At 69.1% G+C, this 15571-nt stretch carries 29 protein-coding genes; all 29 read left to right on the top strand.

Going from position 1 to position 15571, the window contains the following annotated elements; translation table 11 throughout:
• The first annotated feature begins 10 nt into the window (after positions 1-10).
• The 29 genes from rpsJ (at position 11) to rpsK (ending at position 15562) form a co-directional block, all read left to right on the top strand.
• Positions 11-319: a 30S ribosomal protein S10 gene (gene rpsJ / locus O7600_RS15080; RefSeq protein ID WP_007073037.1), complete on the top strand. Its 309-nt coding sequence runs from the start codon at positions 11-13 to the stop codon at positions 317-319.
• A gap of 11 nt (positions 320-330) precedes the next feature.
• Complete coding sequence (rplC, locus tag O7600_RS15075; RefSeq protein ID WP_281587877.1) at positions 331-996, top strand: 50S ribosomal protein L3; 666 nt, start codon at positions 331-333, stop codon at positions 994-996.
• Positions 993-1685, top strand: coding sequence for a 50S ribosomal protein L4 (gene rplD / locus O7600_RS15070; RefSeq protein WP_099163633.1), 693 nt, complete (start codon positions 993-995; stop codon positions 1683-1685). The genes rplC and rplD overlap by 4 nt, the downstream gene beginning before the upstream one ends.
• Positions 1682-1984 carry a 50S ribosomal protein L23 gene (gene rplW, locus O7600_RS15065; protein WP_091317975.1) on the top strand — a complete coding sequence of 101 codons (303 nt, stop codon included), beginning with the start codon at positions 1682-1684 and terminating at the stop codon, positions 1982-1984. The genes rplD and rplW overlap by 4 nt, the downstream gene beginning before the upstream one ends.
• 12 nt (positions 1985-1996) lie before the next feature.
• On the top strand, positions 1997-2836 hold the full coding sequence (rplB, locus tag O7600_RS15060; protein ID WP_091426400.1) for a 50S ribosomal protein L2: 840 nt from the start codon (positions 1997-1999) through the stop codon (positions 2834-2836).
• 12 nt (positions 2837-2848) lie between these two features.
• Positions 2849-3130, top strand: a complete 282-nt coding sequence (rpsS, locus tag O7600_RS15055; RefSeq protein WP_091627706.1) for a 30S ribosomal protein S19 — start codon at positions 2849-2851, stop codon at positions 3128-3130.
• Between the two features lie 40 nt (positions 3131-3170).
• Positions 3171-3623, top strand: a complete 453-nt coding sequence (gene rplV, locus O7600_RS15050) for a 50S ribosomal protein L22 (RefSeq protein WP_091570068.1) — start codon at positions 3171-3173, stop codon at positions 3621-3623.
• Positions 3623-4504 carry a 30S ribosomal protein S3 gene (gene rpsC / locus O7600_RS15045; protein ID WP_281587856.1) on the top strand — a complete coding sequence of 294 codons (882 nt, stop codon included), beginning with the start codon at positions 3623-3625 and terminating at the stop codon, positions 4502-4504. Before rplV ends, rpsC begins: the two co-directional genes overlap by 1 nt.
• A 3-nt stretch (positions 4505-4507) precedes the next feature.
• Positions 4508-4933 carry a 50S ribosomal protein L16 gene (gene rplP, locus O7600_RS15040; protein ID WP_073834927.1) on the top strand — a complete coding sequence of 142 codons (426 nt, stop codon included), beginning with the start codon at positions 4508-4510 and terminating at the stop codon, positions 4931-4933.
• Positions 4933-5169 carry a 50S ribosomal protein L29 gene (rpmC, locus tag O7600_RS15035; RefSeq protein WP_013288628.1) on the top strand — a complete coding sequence of 79 codons (237 nt, stop codon included), beginning with the start codon at positions 4933-4935 and terminating at the stop codon, positions 5167-5169. The genes rplP and rpmC overlap by 1 nt, the downstream gene beginning before the upstream one ends.
• Positions 5166-5444: a 30S ribosomal protein S17 gene (gene rpsQ, locus O7600_RS15030; RefSeq protein WP_098747837.1), complete on the top strand. Its 279-nt coding sequence runs from the start codon at positions 5166-5168 to the stop codon at positions 5442-5444. Before rpmC ends, rpsQ begins: the two co-directional genes overlap by 4 nt.
• A 97-nt stretch (positions 5445-5541) precedes the next feature.
• Positions 5542-5910, top strand: coding sequence for a 50S ribosomal protein L14 (gene rplN / locus O7600_RS15025; RefSeq protein ID WP_007073026.1), 369 nt, complete (start codon positions 5542-5544; stop codon positions 5908-5910).
• Positions 5907-6227, top strand: coding sequence for a 50S ribosomal protein L24 (gene rplX, locus O7600_RS15020; protein WP_172836497.1), 321 nt, complete (start codon positions 5907-5909; stop codon positions 6225-6227). The genes rplN and rplX overlap by 4 nt, the downstream gene beginning before the upstream one ends.
• A complete protein-coding gene (gene rplE, locus O7600_RS15015) occupies positions 6227-6796 on the top strand; it encodes a 50S ribosomal protein L5 (protein ID WP_091065804.1) in 570 nt (189 codons plus the stop codon). Before rplX ends, rplE begins: the two co-directional genes overlap by 1 nt.
• A 1-nt stretch (position 6797) precedes the next feature.
• Complete coding sequence (locus O7600_RS15010) at positions 6798-6983, top strand: type Z 30S ribosomal protein S14 (protein WP_007073023.1); 186 nt, start codon at positions 6798-6800, stop codon at positions 6981-6983.
• A gap of 98 nt (positions 6984-7081) precedes the next feature.
• Positions 7082-7489 (top strand): 30S ribosomal protein S8, encoded by a 408-nt coding sequence (gene rpsH, locus O7600_RS15005; RefSeq protein WP_013288624.1) that lies wholly within the window; start codon positions 7082-7084, stop codon positions 7487-7489.
• Positions 7490-7505: 16 nt separating this feature from the next.
• The gene (gene rplF, locus O7600_RS15000; protein ID WP_091570082.1) at positions 7506-8048 is read left to right on the top strand and encodes a 50S ribosomal protein L6; all 543 of its coding nucleotides are present in this window, start codon (positions 7506-7508) and stop codon (positions 8046-8048) included.
• Positions 8045-8434 (top strand): 50S ribosomal protein L18, encoded by a 390-nt coding sequence (gene rplR / locus O7600_RS14995; protein ID WP_091570085.1) that lies wholly within the window; start codon positions 8045-8047, stop codon positions 8432-8434. The genes rplF and rplR overlap by 4 nt, the downstream gene beginning before the upstream one ends.
• Before the next feature lie 33 nt (positions 8435-8467).
• Positions 8468-9082, top strand: coding sequence for a 30S ribosomal protein S5 (gene rpsE, locus O7600_RS14990; RefSeq protein ID WP_013288621.1), 615 nt, complete (start codon positions 8468-8470; stop codon positions 9080-9082).
• Complete coding sequence (rpmD, locus tag O7600_RS14985) at positions 9082-9264, top strand: 50S ribosomal protein L30 (RefSeq protein ID WP_013473693.1); 183 nt, start codon at positions 9082-9084, stop codon at positions 9262-9264. The genes rpsE and rpmD overlap by 1 nt, the downstream gene beginning before the upstream one ends.
• A complete protein-coding gene (gene rplO, locus O7600_RS14980) occupies positions 9264-9707 on the top strand; it encodes a 50S ribosomal protein L15 (RefSeq protein ID WP_281587848.1) in 444 nt (147 codons plus the stop codon). Before rpmD ends, rplO begins: the two co-directional genes overlap by 1 nt.
• Before the next feature lie 234 nt (positions 9708-9941).
• Complete coding sequence (secY, locus tag O7600_RS14975; protein ID WP_091570092.1) at positions 9942-11267, top strand: preprotein translocase subunit SecY; 1326 nt, start codon at positions 9942-9944, stop codon at positions 11265-11267.
• On the top strand, positions 11268-11921 hold the full coding sequence (locus tag O7600_RS14970) for an adenylate kinase (protein ID WP_091570097.1): 654 nt from the start codon (positions 11268-11270) through the stop codon (positions 11919-11921).
• A 95-nt stretch (positions 11922-12016) separates the two neighbouring features.
• Positions 12017-12868 (top strand): type I methionyl aminopeptidase, encoded by an 852-nt coding sequence (gene map, locus O7600_RS14965; RefSeq protein ID WP_281587844.1) that lies wholly within the window; start codon positions 12017-12019, stop codon positions 12866-12868.
• Between the two features lie 490 nt (positions 12869-13358).
• Positions 13359-13916: a DUF1707 domain-containing protein gene (locus O7600_RS14960; protein ID WP_281587842.1), complete on the top strand. Its 558-nt coding sequence runs from the start codon at positions 13359-13361 to the stop codon at positions 13914-13916.
• 260 nt (positions 13917-14176) lie between these two features.
• Complete coding sequence (gene infA, locus O7600_RS14955) at positions 14177-14398, top strand: translation initiation factor IF-1 (protein WP_007073013.1); 222 nt, start codon at positions 14177-14179, stop codon at positions 14396-14398.
• A 92-nt stretch (positions 14399-14490) separates the two neighbouring features.
• Complete coding sequence (gene rpmJ, locus O7600_RS14950; RefSeq protein ID WP_012184307.1) at positions 14491-14604, top strand: 50S ribosomal protein L36; 114 nt, start codon at positions 14491-14493, stop codon at positions 14602-14604.
• Between the two features lie 151 nt (positions 14605-14755).
• Entirely contained in the window at positions 14756-15136 is a 381-nt protein-coding gene (rpsM, locus tag O7600_RS14945) for a 30S ribosomal protein S13 (protein WP_013288614.1), read from the top strand.
• An 18-nt stretch (positions 15137-15154) separates the two neighbouring features.
• A complete protein-coding gene (gene rpsK, locus O7600_RS14940; RefSeq protein WP_014440747.1) occupies positions 15155-15562 on the top strand; it encodes a 30S ribosomal protein S11 in 408 nt (135 codons plus the stop codon).
• Positions 15563-15571 lie beyond the last annotated feature (9 nt).

Raw genomic sequence — 15571 nt, 5'->3', positions numbered from 1 at the left:
AGAAGCCACCATGGCGGGACAGAAGATCCGCATCCGGCTCAAGGCCTATGACCACGAGGTCGTCGACTCCTCGGCTCGGAAGATCGTCGAGACGGTGACGCGTACCGGGGCGCAGGTCGCTGGCCCGGTGCCGCTGCCCACGGAGATCAACCGTTTCTGCGTCATCCGCTCGCCGCACAAGTACAAGGACTCGCGCGAGCACTTCGAGATGCGCACGCACAAGCGTCTGATCGACATCATCGACCCGACCCCGAAGACGGTCGACTCGCTCATGCGCCTCGACCTGCCGGCTGGCGTCGACATCGAGATCAAGCTGTAGGGACCGGACAAATGGACAGGCAAGTCAAGGGGATCCTGGGCGCCAAGCTCGGCATGACCCAGGTCTGGGACAACAACAAGGTTGTCCCCGTGACCGTGGTGCAGGCCGGCCCGTGCGTCGTGAGCCAGGTTCGTAGCGCCGACAAGGACGGTTACTCCGCGGTCCAGCTGGCGTACGGGGCCATCGACCCGCGCAAGGTCAAGAAGCCGATCGCCGGGCACTACGCCAAGGCGGACGTCGCGCCGCGCCGGCACATCGTCGAGCTGCGCACCTCGGACGCCGCGGACTACTCCGCCGGCCAGGAGGTCACGGTCGAGGAGTTCCCGGCCGGCGTCGTGATCGACGTGACCGGCAAGACCAAGGGCAAGGGCTACGCCGGCCCGATGAAGCGGCACGGCTTCCACGGCCTGCGCGCGAGCCACGGTGTCGAGCGCAAGCACCGCTCGCCCGGCTCGATCGGCGCCTGCGCCACCCCGGGTCGCGTCTTCAAGGGCACCCGGATGGCGGGCCGGATGGGTGGCGTGCGCTACACCGTCCAGAACCTGACCGTCCAGGCGGTCGACACCGAGAACAACCTCCTGCTCGTCCGTGGCGCCATTCCCGGCCCCAAGGGCGCGCTCGTCCTGGTCCGTACCGCGGCCAAGGCGAAGGTGAAGAAGGGCGGTGCGGCCAAGTGACCACCGTTGACGTCCTCAACGTCGAAGGCGGCAAGAGCGGCTCCGTCGAGCTGCCGGCCGACATCTTCGACGCGCAGGCGAACATCGCGCTGATGCACCAGGTCGTGGTGGCTCAGCTCGCGGCGGCCCGGCAGGGCACGCACAAGACCAAGACCCGCGGCGAGGTCTCCGGTGGAGGCAAGAAGCCGTACAAGCAGAAGGGCACCGGTCGTGCCCGCCAGGGTTCGACCCGCGCGCCGCAGTTCGCCGGCGGTGGCGTGGTCCACGGCCCGGTGCCGCGCGACTACAGCCAGCGCACCCCGAAGAAGATGAAGGCCGCCGCCCTGCGTGGCGCCCTCTCGGACCGGGCCCGCGCCGGCCAGGTGCACGTCGTCGAGGCGTTCGTCTCGGGCGAGAAGCCGTCGACCAAGGCGGCTCTGACCACGCTGGCGAAGCTGACCACGGCCCGTCGGGTCCTGGTCGTGCTGAGCAGCACCGACGAGCTGAACTGGGTGTCGCTGCGGAACCTGCGCAACGCGCGGGACAGCCGGGTGCACCTGATCGAGGCCGGCCAGCTCAACACGTACGACGTGCTGGTGGCCGACGACGTGGTCTTCACCAAGGAGGCCCTGGACGAGTTCCTGGGTCTGCCGACGGAGGTCGGCCCCGCGGCCGAGTCCGCCGAGACCACCGAGGAGGGTGGCAAGTGAGCACGATCGCCGATCCGCGCGACATCATCGTCGCTCCGGTCGTCTCGGAGAAGAGCTACAGCGAGCTGAACCGCAACTGGTACACCTTCCTGGTGCACCCGGACGCCAACAAGACCGAGATCAAGATCGCTATCCAGCAGATCTTCAACGTCCGCGTCCTGACGGTCAACACGCTCAACCGTGAGGGCAAGCGCAAGCGCACCAAGACCGGCTTCGGTCAGCGCAAGTCCACCAAGCGGGCGATCGTGAAGCTGGCTGACGGAGACCGTATCGAGGCCTTCGGCGGCCCGGTCAGCTGAGGGGTGTAGACAATGGCTATCCGTAAGTACAAGCCGACGACGCCGGGCCGGCGTGGCTCGAGCGTTGCCGACTTCGCCGAGATCACCCGGTCGACGCCCGAGAAGTCGCTGCTGGCTCCGCTGCCGAAGAAGGGCGGACGCAACGCCCACGGCCGGATCACCACGCGGCACCACGGTGGCGGCCACAAGCGCCAGTACCGCCTGATCGACTTCAAGCGGGTCGACAAGGACGGCGTGCCGGCGAAGGTCGCGCACATCGAGTACGACCCGAACCGCACCGCGCGCATCGCGCTGCTGCACTACGCCGACGGCGAGAAGCGCTACATCCTCGCGCCGAAGGACCTGAAGCAGGGCGACCGCGTCGAGTCCGGCCCGGGCGCCGACATCAAGCCGGGCAACAACCTGCCGCTGCGCAACATCCCGGTCGGTACCACCATCCACAACGTGGAGCTGCGTCCGGGTGGCGGCGCCAAGCTGGCCCGCTCGGCCGGCGTCGGCATCCAGCTGCTCGGCCGTGAGGGCGCGTACGCGACCCTGCGTATGCCGTCCGGCGAGATCCGGCGGGTGGACGTGCGCTGCCGCGCCAGCATCGGCGAGATCGGCAACGCCGACCAGTCGAACATCAACTGGGGCAAGGCCGGCCGCATGCGGTGGAAGGGCAAGCGCCCGACCGTCCGCGGTGTCGCGATGAACCCCGTCGACCACCCGCACGGTGGTGGTGAGGGTAAGACCTCCGGTGGTCGCCACCCGGTCAACCCGCAGGGTAAGCCCGAGGGCCGCACCCGTCGTAAGGGCCAGCCGAGCGACCGGCTGATCGTCCGCCGCCGCTACGCCACGCGTAAGCGCGGCTGAGGGAGATAAGACATGCCTCGCAGCCTGAAGAAGGGCCCGTTCGTCGACGACCACCTGCTCAAGAAGGTGGAGACGCAGAACGACAAGGGTTCGAAGAACGTCATCAAGACCTGGTCGCGGCGCTCGACGATCATCCCGGACATGCTGGGTCACACGATCGCCGTGCACGACGGACGCAAGCACGTCCCGGTCTTCGTGACCGAGGCCATGGTCGGGCACAAGCTCGGCGAGTTCGCGCTGACCCGCACGTTCAAGGGTCACGAGAAGGACGACCGGAAGAGCCGCCGGCGCTGACGCCGCGGGCATACGGATAGAGGAACAAGGGGTTACAGCGATGCCAGGAAAGGGCGACGCTCCGGTGCTTCCGGGCGCGCGGGCGGTTGCGCGGCACGTGCGCATCTCGCCGATGAAGGCGCGCCGGGTGGTCAACCTCGTCCGCGGCCTGCCCGCGAAGGAGGCGCTCACGGTGCTGCAGTTCGCGCCGCAGGCGGCGAGCGAGCAGGTGTACAAGGTGCTCGCTAGCGCGATCGCCAACGCGGAGAACAACGAGCGGCTGGACCCCGATGCGCTGCTCGTCAGCGAGGCGTTCGTCGACGAGGGCCCGACGATGAAGCGGTTCCGGCCGCGGGCGCAGGGCCGGGCCTACCGGATCCGCAAGCGGACCTGCCACATCACCGTGGCGGTCGAGGCCGTGGCTGCGGCCGCGCCGAAGAAGTCGGCCAAGAAGGCCGCTCCGGCCAAGCAGGCCGAGCCGGCGCAGCAGAGCACGACGGAGGGTGCCGAGTAATGGGTCAGAAGGTTCACCCCACCGGGTTCCGGCTCGGCATCTCGACCGACTGGAAGTCCCGCTGGTTCGCGGACAAGCTCTACAAGGACTACATCGGCGAGGACGTCAAGATCCGCCGGATGATGTCCAAGGGCCTCGAGCGTGCCGGCATCTCCAAGGTCGACATCGAGCGCACCCGCGACCGGGTCCGCGTCGACATCCACACCGCCCGGCCGGGCATCGTCATCGGCCGTAAGGGTGCGGAGGCCGACCGGATCCGCGGCGAGCTGGAGAAGCTCACCGGCAAGCAGGTCCAGCTGAACATCATCGAGGTGAAGAGCCCCGAGTCGGACGCGCAGCTGGTCGCCCAGGGCGTCGCCGAGCAGCTGTCCAGCCGGGTCAGCTTCCGTCGGGCCATGCGCAAGGCGATGCAGTCCGCGATGAAGAACCCGGTCTGCAAGGGCATCCGGGTTCAGGTCTCGGGCCGTCTCGGCGGCGCCGAGATGAGCCGGACCGAGTTCTACCGCGAGGGCCGGGTCCCGCTGCACACGCTGCGGGCCAACATCGAGTACGGCTTCTTCGAGGCCCGTACCACCTTCGGCCGCATCGGCGTGAAGGTCTGGATCTACAAGGGCGACGCCGTTCCGGGCCGTGAGGTCCCGGCCGAGGCCGCCCCGTCGCGCGGCCCGCGCCGTGACCGTGGCGACCGGCCGGACCGGCCGCGCCGTGGCCGGTCGGGCTCGTCGGGTACGACCGCCGGTGGCACCGAGGCCGGCCGCGCTGCCGCGACCACCATCGCGCAGCAGGCGGAGACGCCGGCCGGTGAGCCGGTCGACAGCAGCGCTGTCGCCGCGGCCGCCTCGGCTCCGACCCAGCCGGCAGAACAGCAGCAGGAGGGCTGACAGATGCTGATGCCGCGCAAGCCCCCGAAGGGCTTCCGCAAGCCGCACCACCCGGACCGCCACGGCGCGTCCAAGGGTGGTAACCGGGTGGTGTTCGGCGAGTTCGGGATCCAGGCTCTCGAGCCGGCGTACGTGACGAACCGCCAGATCGAGTCGGCGCGTATCGCGATGACCCGCCACATCAAGCGTGGCGGCAAGGTCTGGATCACGATCTTCCCGGACCAGGCCCTCACCAAGAAGCCGGCCGAGACCCGGATGGGCTCCGGTAAGGGTTCGCCCGAGTGGTGGGTCGCCAACGTCAAGCCGGGGCGGGTCCTCTTCGAGATGTCCTTCCCCAACGAGCAGATCGCGCGAGAGGCGATGCGTCGCGCGATCCACAAGCTCCCGATGAAGTGCCGCATTGTTACGCGCGAAGTGGGTGAATCCTGATGGCAGCGGGCGTCAAGCCTTCCGAGCTGCGTGAGCTCTCCGAAGAGGAGCTGGTCACGAAGCTGCGCGAGGCCAAGGCGGAGCTGTTCAACCTCCGCGTGCAGGCCGCAACCGGGCAGCTGGACAACAACCGGCGGCTGCAGGTCATCCGTCGGGAGATCGCCCGGATCTACACGATCATGCGTGAGCGTGAGCTGGGTCTCTCGGCCGCGCCGACTGAGGTGACTGCATCATGAGTGAGAACACCACCACCGCCGCCGCGCGGTCCCGCCGCAAGGTGCGCGAGGGCCTCGTGGTCAGCGACAAGATGGACAAGACCGTCGTGGTCGAGGTCGAGGACCGGGTCAAGCACGCCCTGTACGGCAAGATCATGCGCCGTACGAGCAAGCTGAAGGTGCACGACGAGCAGAACTCGGCCGGCATCGGCGACCGGGTCCTGATCATGGAGACCCGGCCGCTCTCCGCCACCAAGCGGTGGCGGCTCGTGGAGATCCTCGAGAAGGCCAAGTAGCGAAGGCTCGAGCTCGGCCGGTATCGGTCGGGCGCAGGTTCCGCCAGGCTCCGGCCGCCCCCGGCGGCCGGAGAACCGGCAGACATAGGAGATAGACGTGATTCAGCAGGAGTCGCGACTGCGCGTCGCCGACAACACGGGTGCCCGGGAGATCCTGTGCATCCGGGTTCTCGGTGGCTCCGGTCGGCGCTACGCGAGCATCGGCGACGTCATCGTGGCCACGGTCAAGGACGCGATCCCCGGTGCCGGTGTGAAGAAGGGCGACGTCGTCAAGGCCGTCGTCGTTCGGACCGCCAAGGAGAAGCGGCGGCCGGACGGGTCGTACATCCGCTTCGACGAGAACGCCGCCGTCATCATCAAGGACGGTGGGGACCCGCGCGGTACCCGCATCTTCGGCCCGGTGGGCCGGGAGCTGCGGGACAAGCGGTTCATGAAGATCATCTCTCTCGCGCCGGAGGTGTTGTGACCGTGAAGGTCAAGAAGGGCGACACGGTCGTCGTCATCGCCGGCAAGGACAAGGGTGCCAAGGGCAAGGTCATCGCGGCCTACCCGCGGCAGGACAAGGTCCTGGTCGAGGGCGTGAACCGGGTCAAGAAGCACACCCGCATCAGCACCACCCAGCGTGGCGCCAAGACCGGTGGCATCGTCACCCAGGAGGCCCCGATCCACGTCTCGAACGTGATGGTCCTGGACTCCGACGGCAAGCCGACCCGCATCGGCTACCGGATCGACGACAACGGCCAGAAGGTCCGCATCGCGCGTAGCACCGGTAAGGACCTGTGATGACCACGGCTACCGAAACCAAGACCCTGCCGCGCCTCAAGGAGCGGTACCGCAACGAGGTCGTGGCGAAGCTGCAGGAGCAGTACGCCTACGGCAACCCCATGCAGGTGCCCGGCCTGGTCAAGATCGTCGTCAACATGGGTGTCGGCGAGGCCGCTCGGGACGCCAAGCTGATCGACGGCGCGGTCCGCGACCTCGCCACGATCACCGGTCAGAAGCCGCTGGTCCGGCGGGCGACCAAGTCCATCGCGCAGTTCAAGCTCCGCGAGGGCATGCCGATCGGCGCGAAGGTCACCCTCCGCGGCGACCGGATGTGGGAGTTCCTGGACCGGCTGCTGTCGATCGCGCTGCCGCGTATCCGTGACTTCCGCGGCCTGGACGGGCGCAAGCTCGACGGGCACGGCAACTACACGTTCGGTCTGACCGAGCAGTCGGTGTTCCACGAGATCGACCAGGACAAGATCGATCGCCAGCGGGGCATGGACATCACGGTGGTCACGACCGCCACGACCGACGACGAGGGCCGGGCGCTGCTCAAGCTCCTGGGCTTCCCGTTCAAGGAGAACTGAGATGGCCAAGAAGGCGCTGATCCTCAAGGCGGCCGCGAAGCCGAAGTTCTCGGTTCGCGCGTACACCCGCTGCCAGCGGTGCGGGCGTCCGAAGGCGGTCTACCGCAAGTTCGGTCTCTGCCGGGTGTGCATCCGGGAGATGGCCCACCGCGGTGAGCTGCCCGGCGTGTCCAAGGCTTCCTGGTAATAGCCCGGCGCGCTCCGGCGCGTCAGCTGAACTGTCTCTTCGCCGTAGGCCCCGGGCCTGGCCCGGGGAACCCCGGCGAGAAAGGTTGACGAGTTTTCATGACGATGACCGACCCGATCGCAGACATGCTCACGCGTCTGCGTAACGCCAACCAGGCGTACCACGACCGGGTGACGATGCCCTACTCGAAGATCAAGGCGAACATCGCCGAGGTCCTCAAGGCCGAGGGTTACATCGCCACCTGGTCGGTCGAGGAGCCCGAGGAGGGTGCCGTCGGCAAGCGACTGGTCGTCGAGCTGAAGTACGGCCAGAACCGCGAGCGGAGCCTGGCCGGCATCAAGCGCGTGTCCAAGCCCGGTCTCCGGGTGTACGCCAAGTCGGACGGGCTCCCGCGGGTGCTCGGCGGGCTGGGCGTGGCGATCATTTCGACGTCCCAGGGGCTGCTCACCGACCGGCAGGCCCGCAAGCGGAGCGTTGGCGGGGAAGTCCTCGCCTTCGTCTGGTAACGGGAGACAGGTAGAAATGTCGCGTATTGGACGTAAGTCGATCCCGGTGCCATCCGGCGTCGACATCACGATCGACGGCCAGACCGTCAAGGTCAAGGGCCCCAAGGGCGAGCTGAGCCACGTGCTGGCCGAGCCGATCACGGCGGAGCGGGGCGAGGACGGCGCGCTGCACGTCAACCGGCCCAACGACGAGCGCCGGGCCAAGGAGCTGCACGGCCTGAGCCGTACGCTGGTGGCCAACATGATCGTCGGTGTGACCGAGGGCTACCGCAAGAGCCTGGAGATCGCCGGCACCGGTTACCGCGTGACCGCCAAGGGCAAGGACCTGGAGTTCGCGCTCGGGTTCTCGCACCCGGTGCTCGTGCCGGCGCCGGACGGCATCACGTTCACGGTGGAGCGGCCGACGCTGTTCCACGTGGCCGGCATCGACAAGCAGCAGGTCGGCGAGGTCGCCGCCAACATCCGGAAGATCCGCCCGCCGGAGCCCTACAAGGGCAAGGGCGTGAAGTACCAGGGCGAGGTCATCCGCCGCAAGGCTGGAAAGGCAGGTAAGAAGTGAGCGCCACGCTGCTCAAGCGCCGCCGCGGCGTCGCCGCCAAGCGTGCCGTCGGGCGTGCGCGTCGGCACTTCCGGGTCCGCAAGAACGTCAACGGCACGGCCGAGCGTCCCCGCCTGGTCGTCACCCGCTCCCTGCGGCACATGGTCGCCCAGGTCGTCGACGACACCAAGGGTCACACCCTGGCGTCGGCCTCGACCATGGACGCCTCGCTGCGCGGCGCCGAGGGCGACAAGAGCGCCCTGGCCGGCAAGGTCGGCGCCCTGCTCGCCGAGCGTGCCAAGGCCGCCGGCGTCTCGAAGGTCGTCTTCGACCGCGGTGGCAACCGGTACGCGGGGCGGGTCGCCGCGCTTGCCGACGCCGCCCGCGAAGCCGGGCTCGAGTTCTAGAAACCCCGTCACGAGAGAGAAGGAAGGCTGCTGATGCCAGGTCAACAGCGCCGTGGCGGCGGGTCCGGTGGCAACGAGGGTGGTCGCCGCGACAACCGCCGTGAGGGCGGCCGCGGAAACGCGCCCGTCGAGAAGACCCCGCACCTCGAGCGGGTCGTCGCGATCAACCGCGTCGCCAAGGTCGTGAAGGGTGGTCGTCGCTTCAGCTTCACCGCCCTGGTGATCGTGGGCGACGGCGACGGCACCGTCGGTGTGGGCTACGGAAAGGCCAAGGAGGTGCCCGCGGCGATCGCCAAGGGTGTCGAGGAGGCCAAGAAGCACTTCTTCAAGGTGCCGCGGATCGGTCAGTCGATCCCGCACCCGGTGACGGGTGAGGACGCGGCCGGTGTGGTGCTGCTCAAGCCGGCCTCGGCCGGTACGGGTGTCATCGCCGGCGGTCCGGTGCGCGCCGTGCTGGAGTGCGCGGGCATCCACGACGTGCTCTCCAAGAGCCTCGGCTCGTCCAACCCGATCAACATCGTGCACGCCACCGTGGCGGCCCTGAAGGGGCTCGAGTCCCCCGAGCAGGTCGCGGCGCGTCGTGGTCTGCCGGTCGAGGACGTCGCGCCGGCCGCCATGCTGGCGTCGCGGGCGGGGGTGGCGTCCTGATGGCACGCCTGAAGGTCACCCAGGTCCGGTCCGAGATCGGGACCAAGAAGAACCAGCGTGACTCGCTGCGTTCCCTCGGTCTCAAGCGGATCAACGACGTGGTGGTCAAGGAGGACCGGCCGGAGATCCGCGGCATGATCTTCACGGTCAACCACCTCGTGAAGGTCGAGGAGGTCGAGTAATGACGATCAAGGTGCACCACCTGCGTCCGGCTCCGGGTGCCAAGACCGACAAGACCCGTGTGGGTCGCGGTGAGGGCTCGAAGGGCAAGACCGCCGGCCGCGGTACCAAGGGTTCGAAGGCCCGCAAGAACATCTCGGCGGCGTTCGAGGGTGGGCAGATGCCCATCCACATGCGCCTGCCGAAGATGAAGGGCTTCAAGAACAAGTTCAAGGTCGTGTTCCAGGTGGTCAACCTGGACCGGCTCGCCGAGCTCTTCCCGAACGGCGGCCAGGTCGGCCCCGTCGAGCTGGCCGAGGCCGGTGCGGTCCGCAAGGGCCACCCGGTCAAGGTGCTCGGCACCGGCGACCTCGGCGGTGTCTCCCTCCAGGTGACGGCGCACGCGTTCAGCGCGTCGGCCAAGGAGAAGATCACCGCGGCCGGTGGCTCGGTCAACGAGCTGTAAGGCATGTTCGTGGCGCCCGCTCAGTTGTTCGCAACTGGGCGGGCGCCATGGTCTACCGGCGACGTGTGCGCCGGGTAACATCGGATTCGTTTTATGTAGCCGGGCACATCTGCCCGGACCGGGATCGGGCTGTTAGAGTCCGTTCCCAGCCATGGATACCGGGCGCTCGCCCGGCACCAACCCCGCCCCGCCAGGGATCGTCACCGGCGGCCCGCGTCGCGCAGGAGGAAGAAGTTGCTGTCCGCCTTTCTCAGTGCGTTCCGTACGCCTGACCTGCGCAAGAAGCTGCTGTTCACAGTAGGCATCATCGCGGTCTACCGGCTGGGCGCCACGCTGCCCAGCCCGGGCGTCTCGTACGGCAACGTGCAGAAGTGCCTCGACACCATCCAGGGCAGCACCGGCGTGCTCAACCTGCTGGATCTCTTCTCCGGCGGCGCGCTGCTCCAGCTCTCGGTCTTCGCGCTGGGCATCATGCCCTACATCACCGCGTCGATCATCCTGCAGCTGCTGACGGTGGTGATCCCGCGGCTGGAGCAGCTCCGCAAGGAGGGCCAGGCCGGTCAGGCGAAGATCACCCAGTACACCCGCTACCTGACGCTGGGCCTGGGCATCCTCCAGTCCTCGGCGTTCGTGGCGCTGGCCCGCTCCGGGCAGCTGTTCAACAACCAGTGCGACCAGTTCCCGATCGTGCCCAAGGGCACCGGCATCCCGGACTGGCTGACGCTGACCATCCTGGTCATGACGATGACCGCCGGCACCGGCGTGGTGATGTGGCTCGGTGAGCTGATCACCGACCGGGGCGTCGGCAACGGCATGTCCGTGCTGATCTTCACCTCGATCGCGGCCCGCCTCCCCAGCGAGGGCTGGAAGATCAAGACCACCAAGGGCTGGGGGATGTTCCTCCTCGTCATCGCCCTGGTGCTCCTGGTCATCACCGCGGTGACCTTCATCGAGCAGGCGCAGCGCCGGATCCCGGTGCAGTACGCCAAGCGCATGATCGGCCGGCGGATGTACGGCGGCACCTCGACCTACATCCCGCTCAAGGTGAACCAGGCCGGCGTCATCCCGGTCATCTTCGCCTCGTCGCTGCTCTACCTGCCGCAGCTCGCGCTCCAGTTCTTCGATCCGAACGACCCGGGCAAGGTCCAGGCGTGGATCCAGAACCACATCGTGAAGGCGAGCGCGCCGGAGCACATCGCGATCTACTTCCTGCTGATCATCTTCTTCACCTACTTCTACGTGTCCATCACGTTCAACCCGACCGAGGTCGCGGACAACATGAAGAAGTACGGCGGCTTCGTGCCGGGCATCCGCCCCGGCAAGCCGACCGCCGAGTACCTCGACTTCATCCTCAGCCGGATCACCCTGCCGGGTGCGCTCTACCTGGGCATCATCGCGATCCTGCCGAACTTCTTCTTCATCTGGCTGGACAACCAGCAGTTCCAGAACTTCCCGTTCGGCGGCACCGCTGTGCTCATCATGGTCGGCGTCGGTCTGGAGACCGTGAAGCAGATCGAGAGCCAACTCATGCAGCGGAACTACGAAGGGTTCCTGCGGTAGATGCGACTCGTTCTGGTTGGCCCGCCGGGCGCGGGCAAGGGCACACAGGCGGAGTTCATCGCCGCCCACCTCTCGGTGCCGAAGATCTCGACCGGTGACATCTTCCGGGCCAACGTCACCCAGGGCACGCCCCTGGGCGTCGAGGCCAAGCGGTACATGGACGCCGGCAAGCTGGTCCCGGACGACGTCACCATCAATATGGTGCGCGACCGGCTCGCCGAGCCGGACGCCGGCGAGGGCTTCCTGCTCGACGGCTTCCCGCGCACCACGCCGCAGGCCGCCGAGCTGGACAAGCTCCTCGCCGACCTGGGCTCCGCGCTGGACCTGGTGCTGGAGCTGGTCGTCGACGACGACGAGGTGATCCGGCGGCTGTCCGGCCGGCGCACCTGCCGGGGCTGCGGCAAGATCTGGCACGTCGAGTTCGACGCGACCACCCGCGAGGGCATCTGCGACCGCTGCGGCGCGGAGCTGTTCCAGCGGGACGACGACAAGCCGGAGACCATCGCGGCGCGGCTGCGGGAGTACGCCGAGAAGACCGCGCCGCTGGTGGACTACTACGGCGCCCAGGGCAAGCTGGTCGGCATCGACGCGACCGGGCCGGTGGAGGACGTCACCGTCCGGGCCATCGACGCGCTGCGCTCCTACGGCGGCTGACGACCCACCGCCGTCCGGCGGATAGAGTGCGAACGGCGGGGTACGCGCGACGTGCCCCGCTGTTCCGCGTACGCGCGACGAAAGGTTAGACCGCCATGCGCCGTCCCCAGCTGGACATCCAGCTGAAGACCCCCGAGCAGATCGAGCTGATGCGGGCCGCCGGTCTGGTGGTCGCCCGTGCCCTGCGCCGGATGCGTGAGGCGGTCGCCCCCGGCGTGACGACGGCCGACCTCGACGCGATCGCCGAGGCCACCATCCGGGAGGCGGGCGCGGTCCCGTCGTTCAAGGGCTACCACGGGTTCCCGGCGTCGATCTGCTCCTCGGTCAACGAGCAGGTGGTGCACGCCATCCCGTCGGCCCAACAGGTGCTGCGCGAGGGCGACCTGATCTCGATCGACTGCGGCGCGGTGCTCGACGGCTGGCACGGCGACGCGGCCGTCACGGTGGCGGTGGGGGAGGTCGACCCGGCGCTGCTGCGGATGGCCGAGGTGGCCGAGGACGCGATGTGGGCCGGCATCGCCACCGCCGCCCGCGGGGCGGCCTCCGGCAAGGGCCGCCTCACCGACATCTCCCACGCGGTGGAGAGCGCGGTCCGCAAGGGCGGCCGGTACGGGATCGTCGACGGCTACGGCGGCCACGGCATCGGCACCGAGATGCACCAGGACCCGCACGTGCTCAACCACGGCCGCCCCGGCAAGGGCCCGCGCCTCGTTCCCGGCCTGGCGCTCGCCATCGAGCCGATGATCACGATGGGCTCCCCGCGCACGGTCGAGCTGGCCGACGGCTGGACCGTGGTGACGCGCGACCGCTCGATGGCGGTGCACGTCGAGCACTCGATGGCGCTGCTGAACGACGGCGTCTGGGTGCTGACCGCCGAGGACGGCGGCCGGGCCCGCCTCGGTGACCTGGTCTCCGCCCGCCAGCCCGCGGACTCCCCGGCCCGCTGACCCGTCCGGCCGGCCCGCCGCTCACCCTCGCGGCGTCAGCCGACCCCGGTGTTCCGCCGGGCTTGGCGGCCGGGACGGTCGCGGTGTGCTGTCGGGCTACGGCTCGACGGCCGGACGGCGCGGTGTTCTGTCAGGCTCGACCACTCGGCGGGTGCGGTGTTCGGCGAGGCTCGACCACTCGGCGGGTGCGGTGCTCGGCCGGGCCTGGCGATACCGGCCTCCCGGCGCCGGGCGTCGCGGCGTACCGGCGTCCGTCCGGCATTCGGCAGGGACGGCGGGGGCCACCGCGGTCCCGACTAGCGGTTCGTTACTTCAACCGATATACCGCCTGGTCATAATTATGACCAGGCGGTATATCGGCGCGGCGTTGCGTCCCTGCCAGCCGGGTCACGCTACGTGGCGGGCGTCGAGGAGGCCGGCGGGCGCGGTTGGGGCGCGGGCCGGGTGGCGGGTTTCCGTCCGGTGGCGGGCCGGTGGCATCCTTGCCGTCATGGACGGGCAGCGACAGATGAGGGCGGCCGACCGGGACCGGGAGGCGACGGCGGAGCGGCTCCGGGTGGCGCTGGAGGAGGGTCGGCTCGGCCTGCACGAGTACGACGAGCGGCTGGCCCGCGCGTACGGCGCCCGCACCTACGCCGACCTGGACGAGGTGGTGGCCGACCTGCCGGGCCCGGCGCCGGCCGAGCGGTCCGCCGTGGTGCCCGCCCCCCCGACGCCACCGCCCGCGACGCCACCGCCCGCGACGTCACCAGCCGCGCCGGCGCCACCCGCGCCCGCATCGGCCGTCCCGAGCGGCGAGCCGGCCGCCGGGGCCGGGGCGCCGGTCGCGCCGGACACCCGCTCGCGGCTGCTCGGCCTCTGGATGCCCTGGCTGCGGGTGGCCGCGCTGCTGCTGCCGATCTGGCTGATCAGCGTGATCGCCACCGGCCACACCGCCGGTGTCTGGCCGCTCTGGGTGCTGGGGCCGTGGGGCGGCCTGGTGCTGATGCAGTCGGTCGGGCTGATCGGCGTCGACCACGGTCGGAAGCGACACGACCGCCGTCGCTGAGGCAGCCCGAGCTGTGCCGCTGGTCACAGCCGCGCCGGAAATCCCCCGTCGGGGGGACCGGCAGGCCGGCCGGTTTGGCGACGATGCTCGTGCGGGCGTACACTTTCAGATCGGCGCACAGCGTCCACTCCGCCATGCCCACCCTGCGCTTCGGTGGGAGTCGGAGCCGCGGCTGGCGCGGGTTACCTGATCTTGGTCAGTTCACCCGTGTAAGACGTTGTGGGCCGTCCGGAGTAACCGACGTCAGGACAGCGGAGTACATGCCGAAAAAAGACGGAGCCATCGAGATCGAGGGTCGGGTCATCGAGCCCCTGCCGAACGCCATGTTCCGGGTGGAGCTCGCGAACGGCCACAAGGTGCTGGCTCACATCAGCGGCAAGATGCGGCAGCACTACATCCGCATCCTGCCGGAGGACCGGGTCGTCGTCGAACTGTCGCCGTACGACCTGACCCGCGGGCGCATCGTCTACCGCTACAAGTAAGCCTGACGACGGCCGGGACGTCCCCGTGTCCGTCTTCGACGTCCGGGTCGCGCTCCGTCGCGTCTCCGGGCCAGATGGGAAGTAAGGCAACCGTGAAGGTCAAGCCGAGCGTCAAGAGGATCTGCAACAAGTGCCGGGTGATCCGCCGGCACGGCCGGGTCATGGTCATCTGCACCGACCCGCGCCACAAGCAGCGCCAGGGCTGACGCCCCACACATCACCAGCTCGTCCCAGCCGCGGACGGTGCGCAGCGCGTACCTCCCGTGGTTGACCCCCGGTCGGAGGCCGGGGCCCGCTCGGGCAGCGGGGTGGGACGGGTCCACACCTCCGCCACAATCACGAGGAGTACGCCCGCACATGGCACGTCTAGTCGGCGTGGATCTCCCCCGCGAGAAGCGGATGGAGATCGCGCTCACCTACATCTTCGGGGTCGGTCGCACCCGCGCCCTGGAGACGCTCGCCGCTACCGGCATCTCGCCGGACAAGCGCGTTCGCGACCTCACGGACGAGGAGCTCGTCGAGCTCCGGAACCACATCGAGGGCAACTACAAGGTTGAAGGCGACCTGCGCCGCGAGGTCGCCGCTGACATCCGCCGCAAGGTCGAGATCGGCTGCTACGCCGGTATCCGGCACCGCCGCGGTCTGCCCGTGCGTGGTCAGCGCACCAAGACCAACGCGCGGACCCGGAAGGGCCCGAAGCGGACCGTGGCCGGCAAGAAGAAGCCCGGCAAGAAGTAACTAGGAGCGCACAGACTTATGCCACCGAAGGCTCGTGCCGGAGCCGCCGTCAAGAAGGTCCGGCGCAAGGAACGCAAGAACGTCGCCCACGGGCAGGCGCACATCAAGAGCACCTTCAACAACACCATCGTGTCCATCACGGACCCGACCGGTGCGGTCATCTCCTGGGCCTCGTCCGGCCAGGTGGGCTTCAAGGGCTCCCGCAAGTCGACCCCGTTCGCCGCGCAGCTGGCCGCCGAGGCCGCCGCGCGTCGGGCCATGGAGCACGGCATGCGCAAGGTCGACGTGTTCGTCAAGGGCCCCGGCTCCGGCCGGGAGACCGCCATCCGTTCGCTGCAGGCCGCTGGGCTGGAGGTCGGGCAGATCTCCGACGTCACCCCGCAGCCGCACAACGGGTGCCGTCCGCCGAAGCGTCGCCGGGTCTGAGAGGTTAGA

It is taken from the genome of Micromonospora sp. WMMA1998, assembly GCF_027497375.1.
Classification (GTDB): Bacteria; Actinomycetota; Actinomycetes; order Mycobacteriales; family Micromonosporaceae; genus Micromonospora; species Micromonospora sediminicola.
The sequence above is the reverse complement of the archived record's forward strand: the minus strand, read 5'-3'. Positions and strand labels throughout refer to the sequence as shown.

What these genes read in the sequence shown, in the direction of transcription:
- rpsJ (WP_007073037.1), top strand. Translation starts at nt 11, where the DNA reads ATGGCGGGACAGAAGATCCGCATCCGGCTCAAGGCCTATGACCACGAG.
- rplC (WP_281587877.1), top strand. Translation starts at nt 331, where the DNA reads ATGGACAGGCAAGTCAAGGGGATCCTGGGCGCCAAGCTCGGCATGACC.
- rplB (WP_091426400.1), top strand. Translation starts at nt 1,997, where the DNA reads ATGGCTATCCGTAAGTACAAGCCGACGACGCCGGGCCGGCGTGGCTCG.
- rpsS (WP_091627706.1), top strand. Translation starts at nt 2,849, where the DNA reads ATGCCTCGCAGCCTGAAGAAGGGCCCGTTCGTCGACGACCACCTGCTC.
- rplV (WP_091570068.1), top strand. Translation starts at nt 3,171, where the DNA reads ATGCCAGGAAAGGGCGACGCTCCGGTGCTTCCGGGCGCGCGGGCGGTT.
- rpsC (WP_281587856.1), top strand. Translation starts at nt 3,623, where the DNA reads ATGGGTCAGAAGGTTCACCCCACCGGGTTCCGGCTCGGCATCTCGACC.
- rplP (WP_073834927.1), top strand. Translation starts at nt 4,508, where the DNA reads ATGCTGATGCCGCGCAAGCCCCCGAAGGGCTTCCGCAAGCCGCACCAC.
- rpmC (WP_013288628.1), top strand. Translation starts at nt 4,933, where the DNA reads ATGGCAGCGGGCGTCAAGCCTTCCGAGCTGCGTGAGCTCTCCGAAGAG.
- rpsQ (WP_098747837.1), top strand. Translation starts at nt 5,166, where the DNA reads ATGAGTGAGAACACCACCACCGCCGCCGCGCGGTCCCGCCGCAAGGTG.
- rplE (WP_091065804.1), top strand. Translation starts at nt 6,227, where the DNA reads ATGACCACGGCTACCGAAACCAAGACCCTGCCGCGCCTCAAGGAGCGG.
- O7600_RS15010 (WP_007073023.1), top strand. Translation starts at nt 6,798, where the DNA reads ATGGCCAAGAAGGCGCTGATCCTCAAGGCGGCCGCGAAGCCGAAGTTC.
- rpsH (WP_013288624.1), top strand. Translation starts at nt 7,082, where the DNA reads ATGACGATGACCGACCCGATCGCAGACATGCTCACGCGTCTGCGTAAC.
- rplF (WP_091570082.1), top strand. Translation starts at nt 7,506, where the DNA reads ATGTCGCGTATTGGACGTAAGTCGATCCCGGTGCCATCCGGCGTCGAC.
- rpsE (WP_013288621.1), top strand. Translation starts at nt 8,468, where the DNA reads ATGCCAGGTCAACAGCGCCGTGGCGGCGGGTCCGGTGGCAACGAGGGT.
- rpmD (WP_013473693.1), top strand. Translation starts at nt 9,082, where the DNA reads ATGGCACGCCTGAAGGTCACCCAGGTCCGGTCCGAGATCGGGACCAAG.
- rplO (WP_281587848.1), top strand. Translation starts at nt 9,264, where the DNA reads ATGACGATCAAGGTGCACCACCTGCGTCCGGCTCCGGGTGCCAAGACC.
- O7600_RS14970 (WP_091570097.1), top strand. Translation starts at nt 11,268, where the DNA reads ATGCGACTCGTTCTGGTTGGCCCGCCGGGCGCGGGCAAGGGCACACAG.
- map (WP_281587844.1), top strand. Translation starts at nt 12,017, where the DNA reads ATGCGCCGTCCCCAGCTGGACATCCAGCTGAAGACCCCCGAGCAGATC.
- O7600_RS14960 (WP_281587842.1), top strand. Translation starts at nt 13,359, where the DNA reads ATGGACGGGCAGCGACAGATGAGGGCGGCCGACCGGGACCGGGAGGCG.
- infA (WP_007073013.1), top strand. Translation starts at nt 14,177, where the DNA reads ATGCCGAAAAAAGACGGAGCCATCGAGATCGAGGGTCGGGTCATCGAG.
- rpsM (WP_013288614.1), top strand. Translation starts at nt 14,756, where the DNA reads ATGGCACGTCTAGTCGGCGTGGATCTCCCCCGCGAGAAGCGGATGGAG.
- rpsK (WP_014440747.1), top strand. Translation starts at nt 15,155, where the DNA reads ATGCCACCGAAGGCTCGTGCCGGAGCCGCCGTCAAGAAGGTCCGGCGC.